The sequence below is a fragment of the Mycobacterium sp. SMC-18 genome, from assembly GCF_045310895.1.
GTDB lineage: Bacteria > Actinomycetota > Actinomycetes > Mycobacteriales > Mycobacteriaceae > Mycobacterium.
The window spans coordinates 40,827-54,170 of record NZ_JBJIAL010000035.1; the positions used below are offsets into that span (position 1 = coordinate 40,827).

A 13,344-nucleotide genomic window follows, 5' to 3' on the forward strand; every position below is an offset into this window, starting at 1 on the left:
GCCATGATCGGTAACGTCATCATCACCGGCGGGTCCTCGGGGCTCGGCGCCGCGACCGTGAAAAGGATTGCCGCGCAGGGTGGTCGGCCCATGGTGATCGATCGCGACATCCCGTCGGTGCCGGTGCCGTTCCAGTGCGCGGACCTTGCCGACGCCGATGCGGTCGAGGCCGCGGTGGCCCTGCTGGCGGACGAGTGCGGCGGGCAGGTGGACGGACTGTTCACCGCGGCCGGCATCGATTCGTGCGGCAAGCTGGCGGACGTACCGGTCAAGGACTGGGAGCGGGTCGTGCACGTCAACCTGCTGGGAACCGCGGCGGCGGTGCGGTCGGCATTGCCGTATCTCAAAGCGGCACATGGACGCATCGTCACCTGCGCGTCGACGCTGGGCCTCAAGGCGGTCAGCGACGCCACGGCGTACTGCGCGTCGAAATTCGGCGTCATCGGCTTCAGCCGTGCGCTCGCCGCCGAGCTGGCCGGAGAGGTCGGCGTCACGACGCTGATCCCCGGCGGTATGCGGACCGCGTTCTTCGACGACCGCGACGAGCAGTACAAGCCGCCGCCCGACGCCAAACTGAACGACCCCGAACACGTCGCCGACACCGTGATATTCGCGTTGTCGCAGCCGGCCGGATGCGAGATTCGGGAGTTGGTCGTGTGCCAATCGACGGAGCCCTCGTGGCCGTGAGGTGGGCCGACACCATCGGTGCACCGCGCGACATCCTGGTGTTGCGTGCGCTCGGTCTCGGTGACCTGCTGACCAGCTTTCCGGCCCTGCGCGGACTGCGCCGGGCCTACCCGGATGCACGGATCGTGCTGGCCACGCCCGAACCCTATGTCTGCCTGGCGTTGCTGTCCGGTGCGGTCGACGAAGTCGACGCGACACCGGAGCTCGGGCGGCTGCACCCGCGGCGCCGCCCGCCCGATCTGGCCGTCAATCTGCACGGCAGCGGCCCGGAGAGCATCGCTGATCTGGCCGCAATACGCCCGGGAGCGCTGCTGACTCACCGGCATGATGCCTTTCCCCAATACGCGGGACCACCGTGGCGTGAGGACGTGCACGACGTGGCGCGCTGGTGCGGGTTGCTGGAATGGGCCGGCATCGCCTGTGACCCAGGCGATCTCGCCATCAGCCGACCGCGTGGATATCCGGACCGCTCCGGCTCGGTGGTGATCCATCCCGGGGCCTCGGCGCCGGCCCGGCGATGGCCGGCCGAGCGCTTCGCAGCCGTCGCCGCGGCGCTGCACCGGGCCGGCGAGCGCGTCGTCATCACCGGGTCGAGCGCTGAACTCGACCTGGCCCGAGCGGTCGCCGCGGGCGCCGGATTGCCCGACAGCGCGGTGCTGGCCGGCCGCCTCGGGCTCATGGGCACGGTGGCATTGATCAGTGACAGCCGATTGGTCATCTGTGGGGACACCGGCATCGGCCACATCGCCACGGCGACGGGGACGCCGTCGGTGCTGCTGTTCGGCCCGACGCCGCCGGCTCGGTGGGGACCGCCCGGCACCGGCCCCCACATCGTGTTGTGGGCCGGTGATCAGGGCGACCCGCACGCCGACCGGCCAGATCGGGGATTGCTGCTCATCACCGTCGAACGGGTGATCGCGGCGACAGAAGGCGTACTGAAGGAACGCGTATGACGGCGGGCACGGTCGGTGCGGGCTACGTCGGCCTCACCACTGCGGTGTGCCTGGCCGAGCGGGGACATCGGACTGTGTGCGTCGACACCGACACCGCCCGGGTGGCGCAGCTGCGCCAGGGTATCGCCACGCTCGACGAACCCGGCCTGGCCGAGCTCCTGACCTCAGGTCTTTCTGACCGAACCCTGTGCTTCAGTGCCGATTTCGGCGCATTGTCGGATTGCGACGTGGTGTTCGTGTGCGTGCCGACACCGAGCGGTGCCGACGGCGCCGCCGATCTGAGCGCGGTGTGGTCGGCCGTCACCGAACTGCGGCAGGTCCTGTCGCCGGGCAGCGTGATCGCGGTCAAATCCACGGTGCCGGTCGGTACCACCCGAGACATCGCCACCGCGGTGCGCGACAAGGGGATCCACGTGGTATCCAACCCGGAGTTCCTGCGTGAGAGCCATGCCGTGGCCGATGCCCGCGAGCCGGACCGGGTCCTCATCGGCGCCATGGATGACACCGCCGCCGACCGGGTCGGTGCCCTGTACGGGGCGACTGCCGATTCGGTGCTCCGGATGGCGCCGGAAAGCGCAGAGCTGGCCAAGTACGCCAGCAATGCCTTTCTGGCGGTGAAGCTCTCGTACGTCAACTCGCTGGCTGCGCTGTGCGCCGAGGTCGGCGCGGACATCGCCGACGTCACCCGCTGCATGGGCGCCGATGCCCGCATCGGTGGGCAGTTCCTGCAGCCCGGACCCGGCTGGGGCGGTTCCTGCCTGCCCAAAGACAGTGCGGCGCTGTTGTATACGTCGCGGCTGCACGGCGTGGCGCTGCGCGAGGTGGCCGCCTCGCGCGACACCAACGCGGCGCAGGCCCCGCGGGTAGTGCGGGCGTTGTCGGCGGCCATGGCCGAACCCGTCGCATCGGCGCGCATCACGGCGCTGGGCCTGACCTTCAAGGCCGGTACCCCCGACGTCCGGGATTCGCCGGCGCTGACCATCGCGGCAGCGCTGGCCCGGCAGGGCGCGGAGGTCCGGGGATACGATCCGCAGCTGGCGGTGATCGACCCGAAAGTATTGCGCGACAACGGGGTCACCGCGGTCGACGATGTCTACACCGCGGCCAAGGGGGCCGACGCGCTCGTCGTACTGACGGAATGGCCGGTGTTCGGGGACCTGGACTGGCCGCGCATCGCGCAACATGCACCTGACGCTGTCGTGATCGACACCCGGAACGTGCTCGACTCGCGGACGGTGACCGCCGCCGGTCTGCGCTACCTGGGCAACGGGAGGAGCCCGGGTTTCTGAGTCAGCTCGTCGGCGGCGTCCGCGGCGCACCGGGGTGCGTTTCGAGGTAGTCGAGTTCACGGCGCCGGATGCGGCGGTGCCGCGCGTAGAGCCAGGCGCCGCCCCCCACGGCCAGCACTGCCGCGATCGCCAGGGCCACTCCACCGGTGTCCGCTCGGCCGTCGGCGAAGAAGTACAAGCTCACGACCAAGGTCGCCACCGCCAGGCCGACCGCCACCAGGCCCGGAGCGTTCGTGCCGTCCTTCAAGGATTCGCCGGCATGCGGCCGGGTGGTGCGAGCATGGTCGACGGGGTCTTTCATGGAATGCCTCCTGGGGATCAGCCCTCGACGTTCTAATGCCCGGCGCAGGGCGGTTCTACACCCGAGTGACTCGCACCGATTTGAGCTCGGGATCGGCGGGGTCCGGCAGGTACATCCCCGCGGCGGCGCCGGTCCGCAGATAATCCAGGACCTCGGCATTGATCAGTTCGCCGGGGACGACGGCCGGTATCCCCGGCGGGTAAGGCGTGATCTGTTCGGCCGACACGCGTCCGACCGCCATCTCGACAGGCACCGTCTCCACCGGACCGAAGAACGCATCCCGCGGTGACTGGACCGTTTCCAGCTGCAGGTCGTCGGGTGCCGGCAGGTGGACGTGCGGGGGTGGTTCGAAATCCGCAGCCGCCGTGGGCAACCGGCGTAGCGCCAGCACCAGCGGACGGATGGTCTCCGGGTCGTCGGCCATGGACAGCGTGATCAGGATCCGGCGGTGATCTGCCAGCCCGACGTCAATGTGGTGGTGCTTCCGTAACCATTGCTGGGCCTGGTAACCCGACAACCCGGCGGCGGACACGTCGACCAGTACCTGGAGACGGTCCAGGTCGTGGGAGGCCTCGACGCCGAGCAGTTCGTCCTCGAGAGCATGCAGGCCGTCGATGTGCTCGAGATCGCGGCGTAGCTCGTCGGACAGCCGGAGCGCGGCGCTGAGCAGTCGATGCCCGTCCTCGACCATCTGGCGTCGCCAGCCGTCCATTGCCGCGTACACGAGCACGCTGGGACTGGTGGTCGTCAGCAGGTCCGCGCAGGCGGCAAGCCTGCGGTCATCTATCAGGTCGCCCTGGACGTGAAACACCGAGCCCTGCTCGAACCCGGCACCCATTTTGTGCACGCTGACCACGCAGATGTCGGCACCGGCATCCATCGCCCACGTGGGCAGGTCCTCGTGGAACGGCAGGTGCGCACCCCAGGCTTCGTCGACGATCAGCGGCTTGCCCTGCGCGTGACACACGTCCGCGATCGCTGAGAGGTCAGCACAGGTGCCGTACGGGGACGGGCTGACGATCAGTGCGCCGGCGGCGTCGGGGTGGCGCCGCCAGCCGTCCGCGAAGTCCTGCGGCGACGGCGGGTGGGACAGATGCCTCTCGGCGTCCCAGCGTGGGTTGATCCAGCGCGGGACGACCCCGGAGAACACCAGGCCCGCGACGATCGACTTGTGGCTGTCGCGGCCCACCACCAGACTGCCGTCACCGCCGGCGACCGCCATCATGGCGGCCTTCACGGACAACGAACTGCCGCACGTCGAGAACCACGCCATGTCGGCGCCCACCGCAGCGGCCATCAGGTCCTCGGCGTGCCGCAGGTAGCCGCCCGAGTTGCGATGGTCGTCCAAGCCGCCGCTGGCCAGCACGTCATCCCAAAACGGTTGTGCGCCCAGAGCATCCAGTACGCGGGCATCGGTGCCACGCCCCTGTCGATGGCCGGGAGGGGTGAAGCCGTACCGGCCGATCGAGCGGTAGCGCACGAGCGCATCGAGCACAGGGGTCTCAGACTGATCCATGGTGTCGTTGGCATACCCGTGTTGCCGCCGTCTACACCCGGGTTTAGCGGCCCCCGTCTGCGGGTATCGGGGAGGTCTCATGTGCACAGAAGAACTTGTTCAGCCTTTGCTACCGGACCCCCGCGGTCCCGTGTCCAGTGTCGTCATCGGACTGCTGGGCGAGCGCCTGCCCACGCAGTATCTGGCGCGGATACAGTTGCCGCTCGCGAACGCCGACCCCTTTGGCCTCGACCTGCAGTTGGCGCTGTATGTCTGCTACGAACTGCACTACCGCGGCTTCGCCGGCACCGACGAGAAATGGGAATGGAACCCCGCCCTCCTCGATGTCCGGCATCGCATCGAGGAGCGGTTCCTGGCCGCCGTGAGAGAGCTCGTCGGCCCCATCAGCCCGGACAGCACGGCGCAAGCCGAGCTGGCTCGTTGTGACACCGACCCTGTCGATGATTCGAGTCTGTCTGTCTATCTCCAAGATCAGGCGACGTGGCCGCAGATGCAGGAGTACTTCGTGCATCGGTCGCTGTACCACCTCAAGGAAGCCGACCCGCAGTCGTGGATCATTCCGCGGCTGACCGGTCGCGCGAAAGCCGCGTTCGTGGCGGTGGAATACGACGAATACGGCGGCCATGGCGGGTACGCATCCATGCACCAGCGGCTGTTCGCCGATCTGCTCGATGCCGCGGGTCTGCGCAGCGACTATTTGCACTACCTCGGCAATGCGATGGGCAGCACCCTGGCCGCGGTGAATCTCATGTCGATGTTCGGTCTGCACCGCCACCTGCGCGGCGCGGCCGTCGGCCATTTCGCCGCAACCGAACTGACCTCGTCGCCGGGATCGCACCGAATCGTAAAGGGCCTCAAGAGGCTTGGTGCTCCGCGACCCTGCGTCGACTTTTATCGGGAACACGTCGAGGCCGACGCGGTTCATGAACAAGTGGTCCGCAAGGACGTCGTGGCAGACCTGGTGTCGCGCGAGCCCGGCCTGGAACGGGACATCGTTTTCGGTATTCGCGCCTTCGACGCGATCGAGGGACGGCTCGCCGATCACATGCTGTCCAGCTGGGCGGCAGGGTGCCCGTCGCTGCAGCACTGGCCCGTTTGACCGCCGGCGCACCGGGTAATCGGTGAGGGACGCGCTCACAGCCCGAGCGCGTCTGACGTTCTCACAGGAGGAAATATGGCTTCACACGCCCTCAAATCCCCGTCTGATGTGATCGATCTCCTCACTGATCAGCACGAGCAGATCAAGTCACTGTTCACCGAGACCCTGGTGCTGGCCGGCGACGAGAGAGCGAGGTCGTTCCGGGATCTGCGCCGGCTCCTCGCGGTGCACGAAACCGCCGAGGAGGAGATCGTGCACCCGCGGGCGAAGCAGAAGCTGCCCGGTGGCGAGAAGGTCGTCGATGCCAGGCTGGAAGAGGAGCACGAGGCGAAAAAGCTACTCGCCGAACTGGAGTCGCTCGACGTCGACAGCAAGGAGTTCACCGGCAAGCTGACGAAACTCCGCGACGCCGTGATCGCGCACGCCGAGCACGAGGAGGCGGAGGAGTTCGCCAAGCTCGGAACCGAGCTGTCGCAACAGGAACTCGAGCGCATGGGCGAGATCGCCAAACTCGCGGAGGCAGTCGCGCCGACCCGGCCACATCCCGGCGTGGAGTCCCCGGCCGCGAACCTCATCGTCGGACCGTTCGCCGCGATGCTCGACCGTGTGCGGGACGTGATCTCGAGCGTCCGCTGAGTCCGATGATCCAGCTGCTGCAGGAACTGTTGTGGGCGTACGGACCCTGTGGCCAGGAGGACGCCGTCCGTGAGATCTGCCTGCGCGCGACGAGGAGCACTCGCCCATCCGCGTGATGGCTCACATGGACGAACTGTCGATGCTCGTCAAGCGAGTTCAGCCGGACGGCAGGGTGCGGCTGACCCCACTGGGCACGATGTACCCCGCGAACTTCGGCCTCGGACCCGTGCTGATGCTTGGTGACCGGGAACACGTATGCGGTGTCCTCACAGTGGGATCCGAACACACCACCCAGGAAAGTCCGCAGATCTGGCAGACCAAACCCGACGGTGGTGACCGGGCGCTGAACTGGTCGGATGTGTACGTGTTCACGGGCCGCACACCGGACCAGTTGGCCGAAGCCGGCATCCGTCCCGGCACTCGCGTGTGCGTGCACCGAAGCAAGCGGGAACTCGTCGAGATCGACGACTATCTCGGGTCCTATTTCATGGATGACAGAGCACTGCTGGTGGTGCTCCTGTCTGCCGCGCGCGAGTTGCGCCAACGGCCGGAAAGACCGCCCCAGGACGTGTATTTCGTGTGCACGGTCAGTGAGGAGGTCGGCGGCCTCGGTGGCTCGTACGCCAGCCGGGCCCTGCCTGGTGAGTTGACCCTGGCACTCGAGGTCGGCCCGACCGAAGCCGAGTACGGCACCACCGTCACAGGTGGGCCCATCGTCGGCTACAGCGACGCGCAGTGCGTCTACGACAAGGGCGTCGCGGACCGGCTGGTGGACGTGGCGACCGAGTTGGGCACCGATCCGCAGCCGGCGGTCCTGGGCGCGTTCGAATCCGATGCGTCGCATGCCAAGTCGAACGGGCACACGGCCGCGGCCGGGTTGCTGTGCCTGCCCACGCTGAGCACTCACGGGTACGAGGTGGTGCCGCGCGATGGCATCGGTGCGATGTCAGACGTGTTGGTGGAGTTCCTGATGCAGCCGGTGCCGTTTGCCGAGGGCACGTCCCGGGTAAACAGGGCTGCACCACGAAAGGACGCGTCATGACCGTCTCCGAAAATCCCGACCCGGACGTGATGCCGTCCGGCGTGTCCGACAAAGTGTCCATGTTCGACCGGTTCGCCACCACCACGGCCGAAATCGTTTCCCGGGCCTGGTTCTTCCTGGCGTGCGTGCTGCTGGTGATCGTGTGGGCGCCGACTTTCGCCCTCATGACCGTCGATACCTGGCAGCTGGTCATCAACACGATCACGACGATCATCACGTTCCTGTTGGTCGCTCTGCTGCAGAACACCCAGAGGCGTTCCGATGACGCGATTCAGCACAAACTCAACGCCATCGCCGACGCACTGGCAGATTTGATGCACCACCAGGGCGATGAGAACGACGGCATCCGCGACGACGAGAAAGAACTGCGGGAGGCCGTCGGACTCGAAGAACGGGAAAGCACCGGCTGACCATGAACGCCGTCAAACCGGGTGCCCGGGCGATGGACGCCATCATCGGTTGGGCCGGTTCGCTGCGCATCAGCGTCGCTGTTTTCGTGGCGGTCGCCGCAGCCCTGCTGGCCGGCATCGCTACACGCTTCCCGCCCTGGTGGCAAACCGCCGTCTATGCCACCAACGCGCTGGTTGCCCTGGTGATGCTCTTCGTCATTCAGCACACCACCAACCGTCAGACCGGCGCGATACTGCTCAAGCTCGATGAACTCATCGTCACCTCGTCGACAGCCCGCGACGACGTCATCGACGCCGAACGCCGGGACACCGCCGAACAAGAGAAATTGCACGACCGCCTGCACCACTGATGGTCAACGGCCCACATGAGACTCGGTGCGCATCCGTTCGGTCATGTGCGGGTAGTGCAGCTCGAAAGCCGTTCGCTCCGAACGGATTCGGGGCAGTTCGGTGAAGTTGTGCCGGGGTGGCGGGCAGGTGGTGGCCCACTCCAGGGAGTTGCCGTGGCCCCACGGGTCGTCGACGACGACGGGCTCGCCGTAGCGCCAGCTCTTGAACACGTTCCAGACGAACGGGAGCACAGACAGCGCAAGGATGAACGACCCGATGGTGGAGACCAGGTTGAGGGCGTCGAAACCGTCGCCCGGCAGGTAGTCCGCGTAGCGCCGCGGCATGCCCTGGTCGCCCAGCCAGTGCTGCACCAGGAACGTGGTGTGGAAGCCGATGAAGGTCAGCCAGAAGTGCAGCTTGCCCAGGCGCTCGTCGAGCAGCCGTCCGCACATCTTCGGGAACCAGAAGTAGATGCCGGCGTAGGTGGCGAACACGATGGTGCCGAAGAGCACGTAATGGAAGTGCGCCACAACGAAATACGAATCGGTGACGTGGAAGTCCAGCGGCGGACTGGCCAGCAGTACACCCGAGAGTCCGCCCAACAGGAAGGTGACGAGGAAGCCGACCGAGAACAGCATGGGCGTCTCGAAGGTCAACTGACCCTTCCACATGGTGCCGATCCAATTCCAGAATTTGATGCCGGTGGGAACCGCGATCAGGAACGTCATGAACGAGAAGAACGGCAGCAGCACGGCGCCGGTGGCGAACATGTGGTGCGCCCACACCGCGACCGACAGCACCGTGATGCCCCACGTCGCGTAAACTAGTGTGGTGTAACCGAATATCGGCTTGCGGGAGAACACCGGGATGATCTCGGTGACGATGCCGAAGAACGGCAGCGCGACGATGTACACCTCGGGGTGGCCGAAGAACCAGAACAGGTGTTGCCACAGGATCGCGCCGCCGTTGGCGGCGTCGTAGACGTGTGCCCCCAGACGACGCTGCGCCAGCAGACCGAACAGGGCCGCGGTCAGGATCGGGAAGGCCAGGAGTATCAGCACGCCGGTGGCGAGGATGTTCCACGTGAAGATGGGCATGCGGAACATGGTCATCCCGGGGCAGCGCATGCAGACCACGGTCGTGATCATGTTCACCGCACCGAGGATGGTGCCGAGGCCCGACACGATCAGGCCCACCGCCCACAGGTCCCCGCCGGAGCCTGGCGAGTGGACCGCGTCGGACAGCGGGGTATAGGCCGTCCACCCGAAGTCCGCTGCGCCGCCGGGAACCACGAATCCGGCCAGCACCAGCAGCCCGCCGAACAGGAACAGCCAGAACGACAGCGCGTTGAGCCGCGGGAAGGCGACGTCGGGTGCGCCGATCTGCAGGGGGAGCACCAGATTCGCGAAACCGAACACGACGGGCGTCGCGTACAACAGCAACATCAAGGTGCCGTGCACGGTGAACAGCTGGTTGTACTGCTCGTTGGACAGGAACTGCAGGCCGGGCATGGCGAGCTCGGTGCGCATCAGCAACGCCATGATCCCGGCGCTGAAGAAGAAGGCGAACGACACCGCCAGGTACATCTGGCCGATCAACTTGTGGTCGGTCGTGCTGACGAGTCCGTACAGGACGGCGCCCAAACGCTTTCGGCGCGCCGGAAACGGCCGCCCAGGCGTCAACGGCACTTCGACAGCGGTCACCCCGGGGCGGTACCCGGGTGTCGCCGGTACGAAACGGTGTTTGTCCCGGATGCCGTAGGGGTAGAGGCAGGCCATGAGCGAATTCACCATTCCAGGCCTTTCCGAAGAGCAGAGCAGCCGGATCCGGGTGCTGCTCCAGATCCAGCTGAGCACGTACAACGACCTGCACCTCACCCTGAAGCACGTGCATTGGAATGTCGTGGGCCCCAATTTCATCGGCGTGCACGAGATGATCGATCCGCAGGTCGAGCTGGTGCGTGGATACGCGGACCAGACCGCAGAGCGGCTGGCGGCGCTTGGCGCATCGCCGGACGGTACGCCGGGGGCGATTCTCAAATACCGCACGTGGGACGACTACTCGATCGGCCGCGATACCGCGCAGTCGCACCTCGCCGCGCTGGATCTGGTCTACGACGGCGTCATCAGGGACGCGCGCAAGGCCATCCAAGAACTCGACGAGCTCGATCTGGTCACCCAGGACATGCTGATCGGTCAGGTCGCCGAACTGGAGAAGTTCCAGTGGTTCGTACGTGCCCATCTGGAATCGGCCGGCGGCGAGCTCGCCAGCGGCGGTGCGCACACCGAGCGCCAGGCGGCGGCTCAGGCGTAGGCCGAGGTCTGGAACTCCGGGAGGACGTCGCGCTCCCAGGCGTCGAAGAAGCCGTCCATGTCCGGGCCGATCTGCTGGACATAGATCTCGTCGACGCCGGCATCCACGTACTTGCGCACCTGCTGGACGTGGGCGTCGATGTCGGGCCCGCACACGATGGCATCCGTCACCGCTTCGCGCGTCACCAGACTCGCAGCGGACGCGAAATCCGTTGGCCGGGGCAGTATCTGGTTGAGCTGGCCGCGTAGTTGCTCGGTGGCCCACAAGCGCTGCGCCGTGTCCGCCGCGAATTCGGGGTCCAGGTCCCAACAGACCTTCATGCCGGCCTGCACGGGCTTGCGGCCGCCGCCGGCCTCCCGGAAGAGCGCGACCCGGTCGGCGTCGGGCATGGTGATGCAGTAGCCGTCGCCGATCCGCCCGGCCAGTCGGGTCGCCTGCGGGCCGAACCCCCATACGTAGATCGGTATGCGGTGATCCGGCAGGGTGTAGATGCGGGCGTCCTGGACCCGGTAGTAGCGGCCGTCGTGGTTCAGTTCTTCCCCTCGGTGCAGCGCCCGGATGAGCGACACCGCTTCCGCGAGCCGGTCCAGCCGTTCTCCGGCCGACGGCCAGGGGTCGCCCAGGATGTGCTCATTGAGCGCCTCTCCGCTGCCGACACCCAGCCGGAAACCACCGCGCAGCTGAACGGCGGCCGTGGCGGCGGCCTGCGCGATGATCGCGGGGTGCATCCGGAACGTCGGGCAGGTGACCGCGGTGGTCACCGGCAGTGCCGTCACCTCGGACAGCGCGCCGAGAACGCCCCAGACGAACGGACTCTGGCCCTGTTCGTCGTTCCACGGATGGAAGTGATCAGAAACCCACAGCGCGTGGAAACCGGCTTCCTCGGCTCGTCTGGCCTGAGCGATCAGGTCATGGGGATCGAACTGTTCACAGGAGAGGAAATAACCGATATGCGTCATCTCGGCCTCGTACCCGGCAAGCCGGACGGAGAATCCCGGTAGCGCGTTACGATGGCTATGGCTACCTGCCACCCACAACGACATGAGTGAAACCGACGGCGAAATCGCCGATTCCGAATCCTGGGACGTCGCTGCCGTGTTCGGCGGCGGCGCTGCGCAACATGTCGGTAGCTTTCAGTTCCATGTCGCCGAGCAGCGCTGGGTGTGGTCCGAAGCGGTGGCCCGCATGCACGGTTATGCGTTGGGGGAGGTCGAGCCCACCACCGAGTTGCTGCTGAGTCACAAGCATCCGGACGACCGCGCCAAGGTCGCCGAGATTCTCGAGCGCGTGCAGACCGGTGGGTTGTTCAGCAGCCGGCACCGAATCGTCGATTCTGCTGGAAAAATCCATTGGGTCGTGGTCGTCAGTGACCGGATGACCGACGAGGACGGCGAGATCACCGGCACCCACGGCTACTACATCGACGTCACCGCCGGCATCCAGTCCGACCTCTCCGTGGCCATGGCCTCGGTGGTGGAATCGCGCGCCGTGATCGACCAGGCCAAGGGCATTCTGATGGCCGCCTACGGTATCGACGCAGACCGCGCTTTCGAGATTCTGAAATGGCGTTCGCAGGCCACCCAGTTGAAGCTGCGGACCGTCGCGGCCCGCTTGTTGGAAGCCGTGATCCGCGAGGGGCTGGCCCCCGAGACCGTCACCTCGATCGACCATCTGTTGCTCATCGACGGGCCCGGCGAGACTTGACAACACGTCGAACAATTGTTCGAATTAAGTGTGCGGTGGGACGGACAAGCGGTGGCGCGGGCCGAGGCCGACGGGGCCCTACCGGGACTTGAACGGCTGGGGCTGGTCCGCAGTGTCCGGGTTCCCAAGTTCGACGGCATCACGTTCCACGAGGTGCTGTGCAAGTCGGCGCTGAACAAGGTGCCCGAGGCGTCGAATCTGCCGTTCCGGTACACCGTCAACGCCTACCGCGGATGTTCGCACGCGTGCCGATACTGTTTCGCCCGCCCCACGCACGAGTATCTGGACTTCGACTCCGGAAATGATTTCGACCGTGAACTCGTGGTGAAGACGAACGTCGCGGAAGTGTTGCGGCGGGAGCTCTTTCGGCGCTCGTGGACGCGCGACGCGGTCGCGCTTGGCACCAATACCGATCCCTATCAGCGGGCCGAGGGCCGGTACGCACTGATGCCGGGAATCATCGCGGCACTGACGGATTCGGGGACACCGTTCTCGATCCTGACCAAGGGCACGTTGCTGCGCCGCGACCTGCCGCTGATCGTCGACGCGGGTGCCCGGGTCGGGGTCAGTGTCGCGGTGTCACTGGCGATGCTGGACCCGGACCTGCATCGGTCGGTCGAACCCGGGACCCCGACGCCCGCCGCGCGTTTGGAGCTCATCTCGGCCATCACGCAGGCCGGGCTCGACTGCCATGTGATGGTCGCGCCCGTGTTGCCGTACCTGACCGACTCGGAAGCACATCTGGAGGCGCTGCTGTCGCGGATCGCGGCGGCCGGTGCCACGAGCGTGACGGTCTTCGGGCTGCATCTGCGCGGCGCGACCCGTGGCTGGTTCCTGGCGTGGCTGGGCTCGACGTATCCGGACCTGCTGCCCAGATATCGCGAATTGTATGGGCGCGGCGCGTATCTCGGCCCGGAGTACCGCGAACAGCTGCGCAAGCGGGTCGCGCCGCTGGTGGCGCGATACGGACTCGGCGGCCGGGCCAACGGGCCTTGCCCCCATGTAGTGGACACGGGATTTGTGGTTACGCGGCTACTGGCAGCGTAGCCGGTGTTAGGGTCCTT

At 66.7% G+C, this 13,344-nt stretch carries 14 protein-coding genes and 1 pseudogene; 11 read left to right on the forward strand and 4 right to left on the reverse strand.

The window, feature by feature from the left end; all coding sequences use genetic code 11:
* Positions 1 to 3 precede the first annotated feature (3 nt).
* From ACJH6J_RS23415 to ACJH6J_RS23425, 3 genes are read left to right on the forward strand one after another with little or no spacing between them, the layout of a single operon-like run.
* Positions 4 to 687 (forward strand): SDR family oxidoreductase, encoded by a 684-nt coding sequence (locus ACJH6J_RS23415; protein ID WP_406774726.1) that lies wholly within the window; start codon positions 4 to 6, stop codon positions 685 to 687.
* Positions 678 to 1,640 carry a glycosyltransferase family 9 protein gene (locus ACJH6J_RS23420; RefSeq protein WP_406783602.1) on the forward strand — a complete coding sequence of 321 codons (963 nt, stop codon included), beginning with the start codon at positions 678 to 680 and terminating at the stop codon, positions 1,638 to 1,640. Before ACJH6J_RS23415 ends, ACJH6J_RS23420 begins: the two co-directional genes overlap by 10 nt.
* Positions 1,637 to 2,929, forward strand: a complete 1,293-nt coding sequence (locus tag ACJH6J_RS23425; protein ID WP_406783603.1) for a UDP-glucose dehydrogenase family protein — start codon at positions 1,637 to 1,639, stop codon at positions 2,927 to 2,929. Before ACJH6J_RS23420 ends, ACJH6J_RS23425 begins: the two co-directional genes overlap by 4 nt.
* Before the next feature lies 1 nt (position 2,930).
* Here ACJH6J_RS23425 and ACJH6J_RS23430 read toward each other — a convergent pair whose 3' ends face one another.
* Positions 2,931 to 3,230 carry a hypothetical protein gene (locus ACJH6J_RS23430; protein ID WP_406804594.1) on the reverse strand — a complete coding sequence of 100 codons (300 nt, stop codon included), beginning with the start codon at positions 3,228 to 3,230 and terminating at the stop codon, positions 2,931 to 2,933.
* Between the two features lie 55 nt (positions 3,231 to 3,285).
* Entirely contained in the window at positions 3,286 to 4,746 is a 1,461-nt protein-coding gene (locus ACJH6J_RS23435) for an aminotransferase class I/II-fold pyridoxal phosphate-dependent enzyme (protein WP_406804595.1), read from the reverse strand.
* A 79-nt stretch (positions 4,747 to 4,825) separates the two neighbouring features.
* On the opposite strand from ACJH6J_RS23435, the gene ACJH6J_RS23440 reads away from it, so the two are divergent.
* From ACJH6J_RS23440 to ACJH6J_RS23460, 5 genes and pseudogenes are all read left to right on the forward strand, one after another.
* The gene (locus ACJH6J_RS23440) at positions 4,826 to 5,845 is read left to right on the forward strand and encodes an iron-containing redox enzyme family protein (protein ID WP_064859014.1); all 1,020 of its coding nucleotides are present in this window, start codon (positions 4,826 to 4,828) and stop codon (positions 5,843 to 5,845) included.
* 75 nt (positions 5,846 to 5,920) lie between these two features.
* Positions 5,921 to 6,481 (forward strand): hemerythrin domain-containing protein, encoded by a 561-nt coding sequence (locus tag ACJH6J_RS23445; protein WP_061000705.1) that lies wholly within the window; start codon positions 5,921 to 5,923, stop codon positions 6,479 to 6,481.
* Between the two features lie 5 nt (positions 6,482 to 6,486).
* Positions 6,487 to 7,523: pseudogene (locus ACJH6J_RS23450) on the forward strand (M20/M25/M40 family metallo-hydrolase).
* Positions 7,520 to 7,933: a low affinity iron permease family protein gene (locus ACJH6J_RS23455; RefSeq protein ID WP_061000709.1), complete on the forward strand. Its 414-nt coding sequence runs from the start codon at positions 7,520 to 7,522 to the stop codon at positions 7,931 to 7,933. Before ACJH6J_RS23450 ends, ACJH6J_RS23455 begins: the two are co-directional and overlap by 4 nt.
* 2 nt (positions 7,934 to 7,935) lie before the next feature.
* Positions 7,936 to 8,283 (forward strand): low affinity iron permease family protein, encoded by a 348-nt coding sequence (locus ACJH6J_RS23460; protein ID WP_244602272.1) that lies wholly within the window; start codon positions 7,936 to 7,938, stop codon positions 8,281 to 8,283.
* 3 nt (positions 8,284 to 8,286) lie between these two features.
* On the opposite strand, the gene ctaD is transcribed toward ACJH6J_RS23460, so the two are convergent.
* Complete coding sequence (gene ctaD / locus ACJH6J_RS23465; RefSeq protein ID WP_234785528.1) at positions 8,287 to 9,966, reverse strand: cytochrome c oxidase subunit I; 1,680 nt, start codon at positions 9,964 to 9,966, stop codon at positions 8,287 to 8,289.
* Between the two features lie 73 nt (positions 9,967 to 10,039).
* Here ctaD and ACJH6J_RS23470 point away from each other — a divergent pair, with 73 nt between their 5' ends.
* Entirely contained in the window at positions 10,040 to 10,576 is a 537-nt protein-coding gene (locus ACJH6J_RS23470) for a Dps family protein (RefSeq protein ID WP_061000711.1), read from the forward strand.
* On the opposite strand, the gene ACJH6J_RS23475 is transcribed toward ACJH6J_RS23470, so the two are convergent.
* Positions 10,567 to 11,535, reverse strand: coding sequence for a TIGR03557 family F420-dependent LLM class oxidoreductase (locus ACJH6J_RS23475; protein ID WP_061010428.1), 969 nt, complete (start codon positions 11,533 to 11,535; stop codon positions 10,567 to 10,569). The two genes, ACJH6J_RS23470 and ACJH6J_RS23475, sit on opposite strands and share 10 nt — an antisense overlap.
* An 82-nt stretch (positions 11,536 to 11,617) precedes the next feature.
* Between ACJH6J_RS23475 and ACJH6J_RS23480 the strand changes: the two genes are divergently transcribed.
* Together ACJH6J_RS23480 and ACJH6J_RS23485 are read left to right on the forward strand one after the other, a co-directional pair.
* A complete protein-coding gene (locus ACJH6J_RS23480) occupies positions 11,618 to 12,280 on the forward strand; it encodes a PAS and ANTAR domain-containing protein (RefSeq protein WP_082762128.1) in 663 nt (220 codons plus the stop codon).
* Positions 12,281 to 12,310: 30 nt separating this feature from the next.
* On the forward strand, positions 12,311 to 13,327 hold the full coding sequence (locus ACJH6J_RS23485; RefSeq protein ID WP_406804596.1) for an Rv2578c family radical SAM protein: 1,017 nt from the start codon (positions 12,311 to 12,313) through the stop codon (positions 13,325 to 13,327).
* The last annotated feature ends 17 nt before the right edge of the window (positions 13,328 to 13,344 follow it).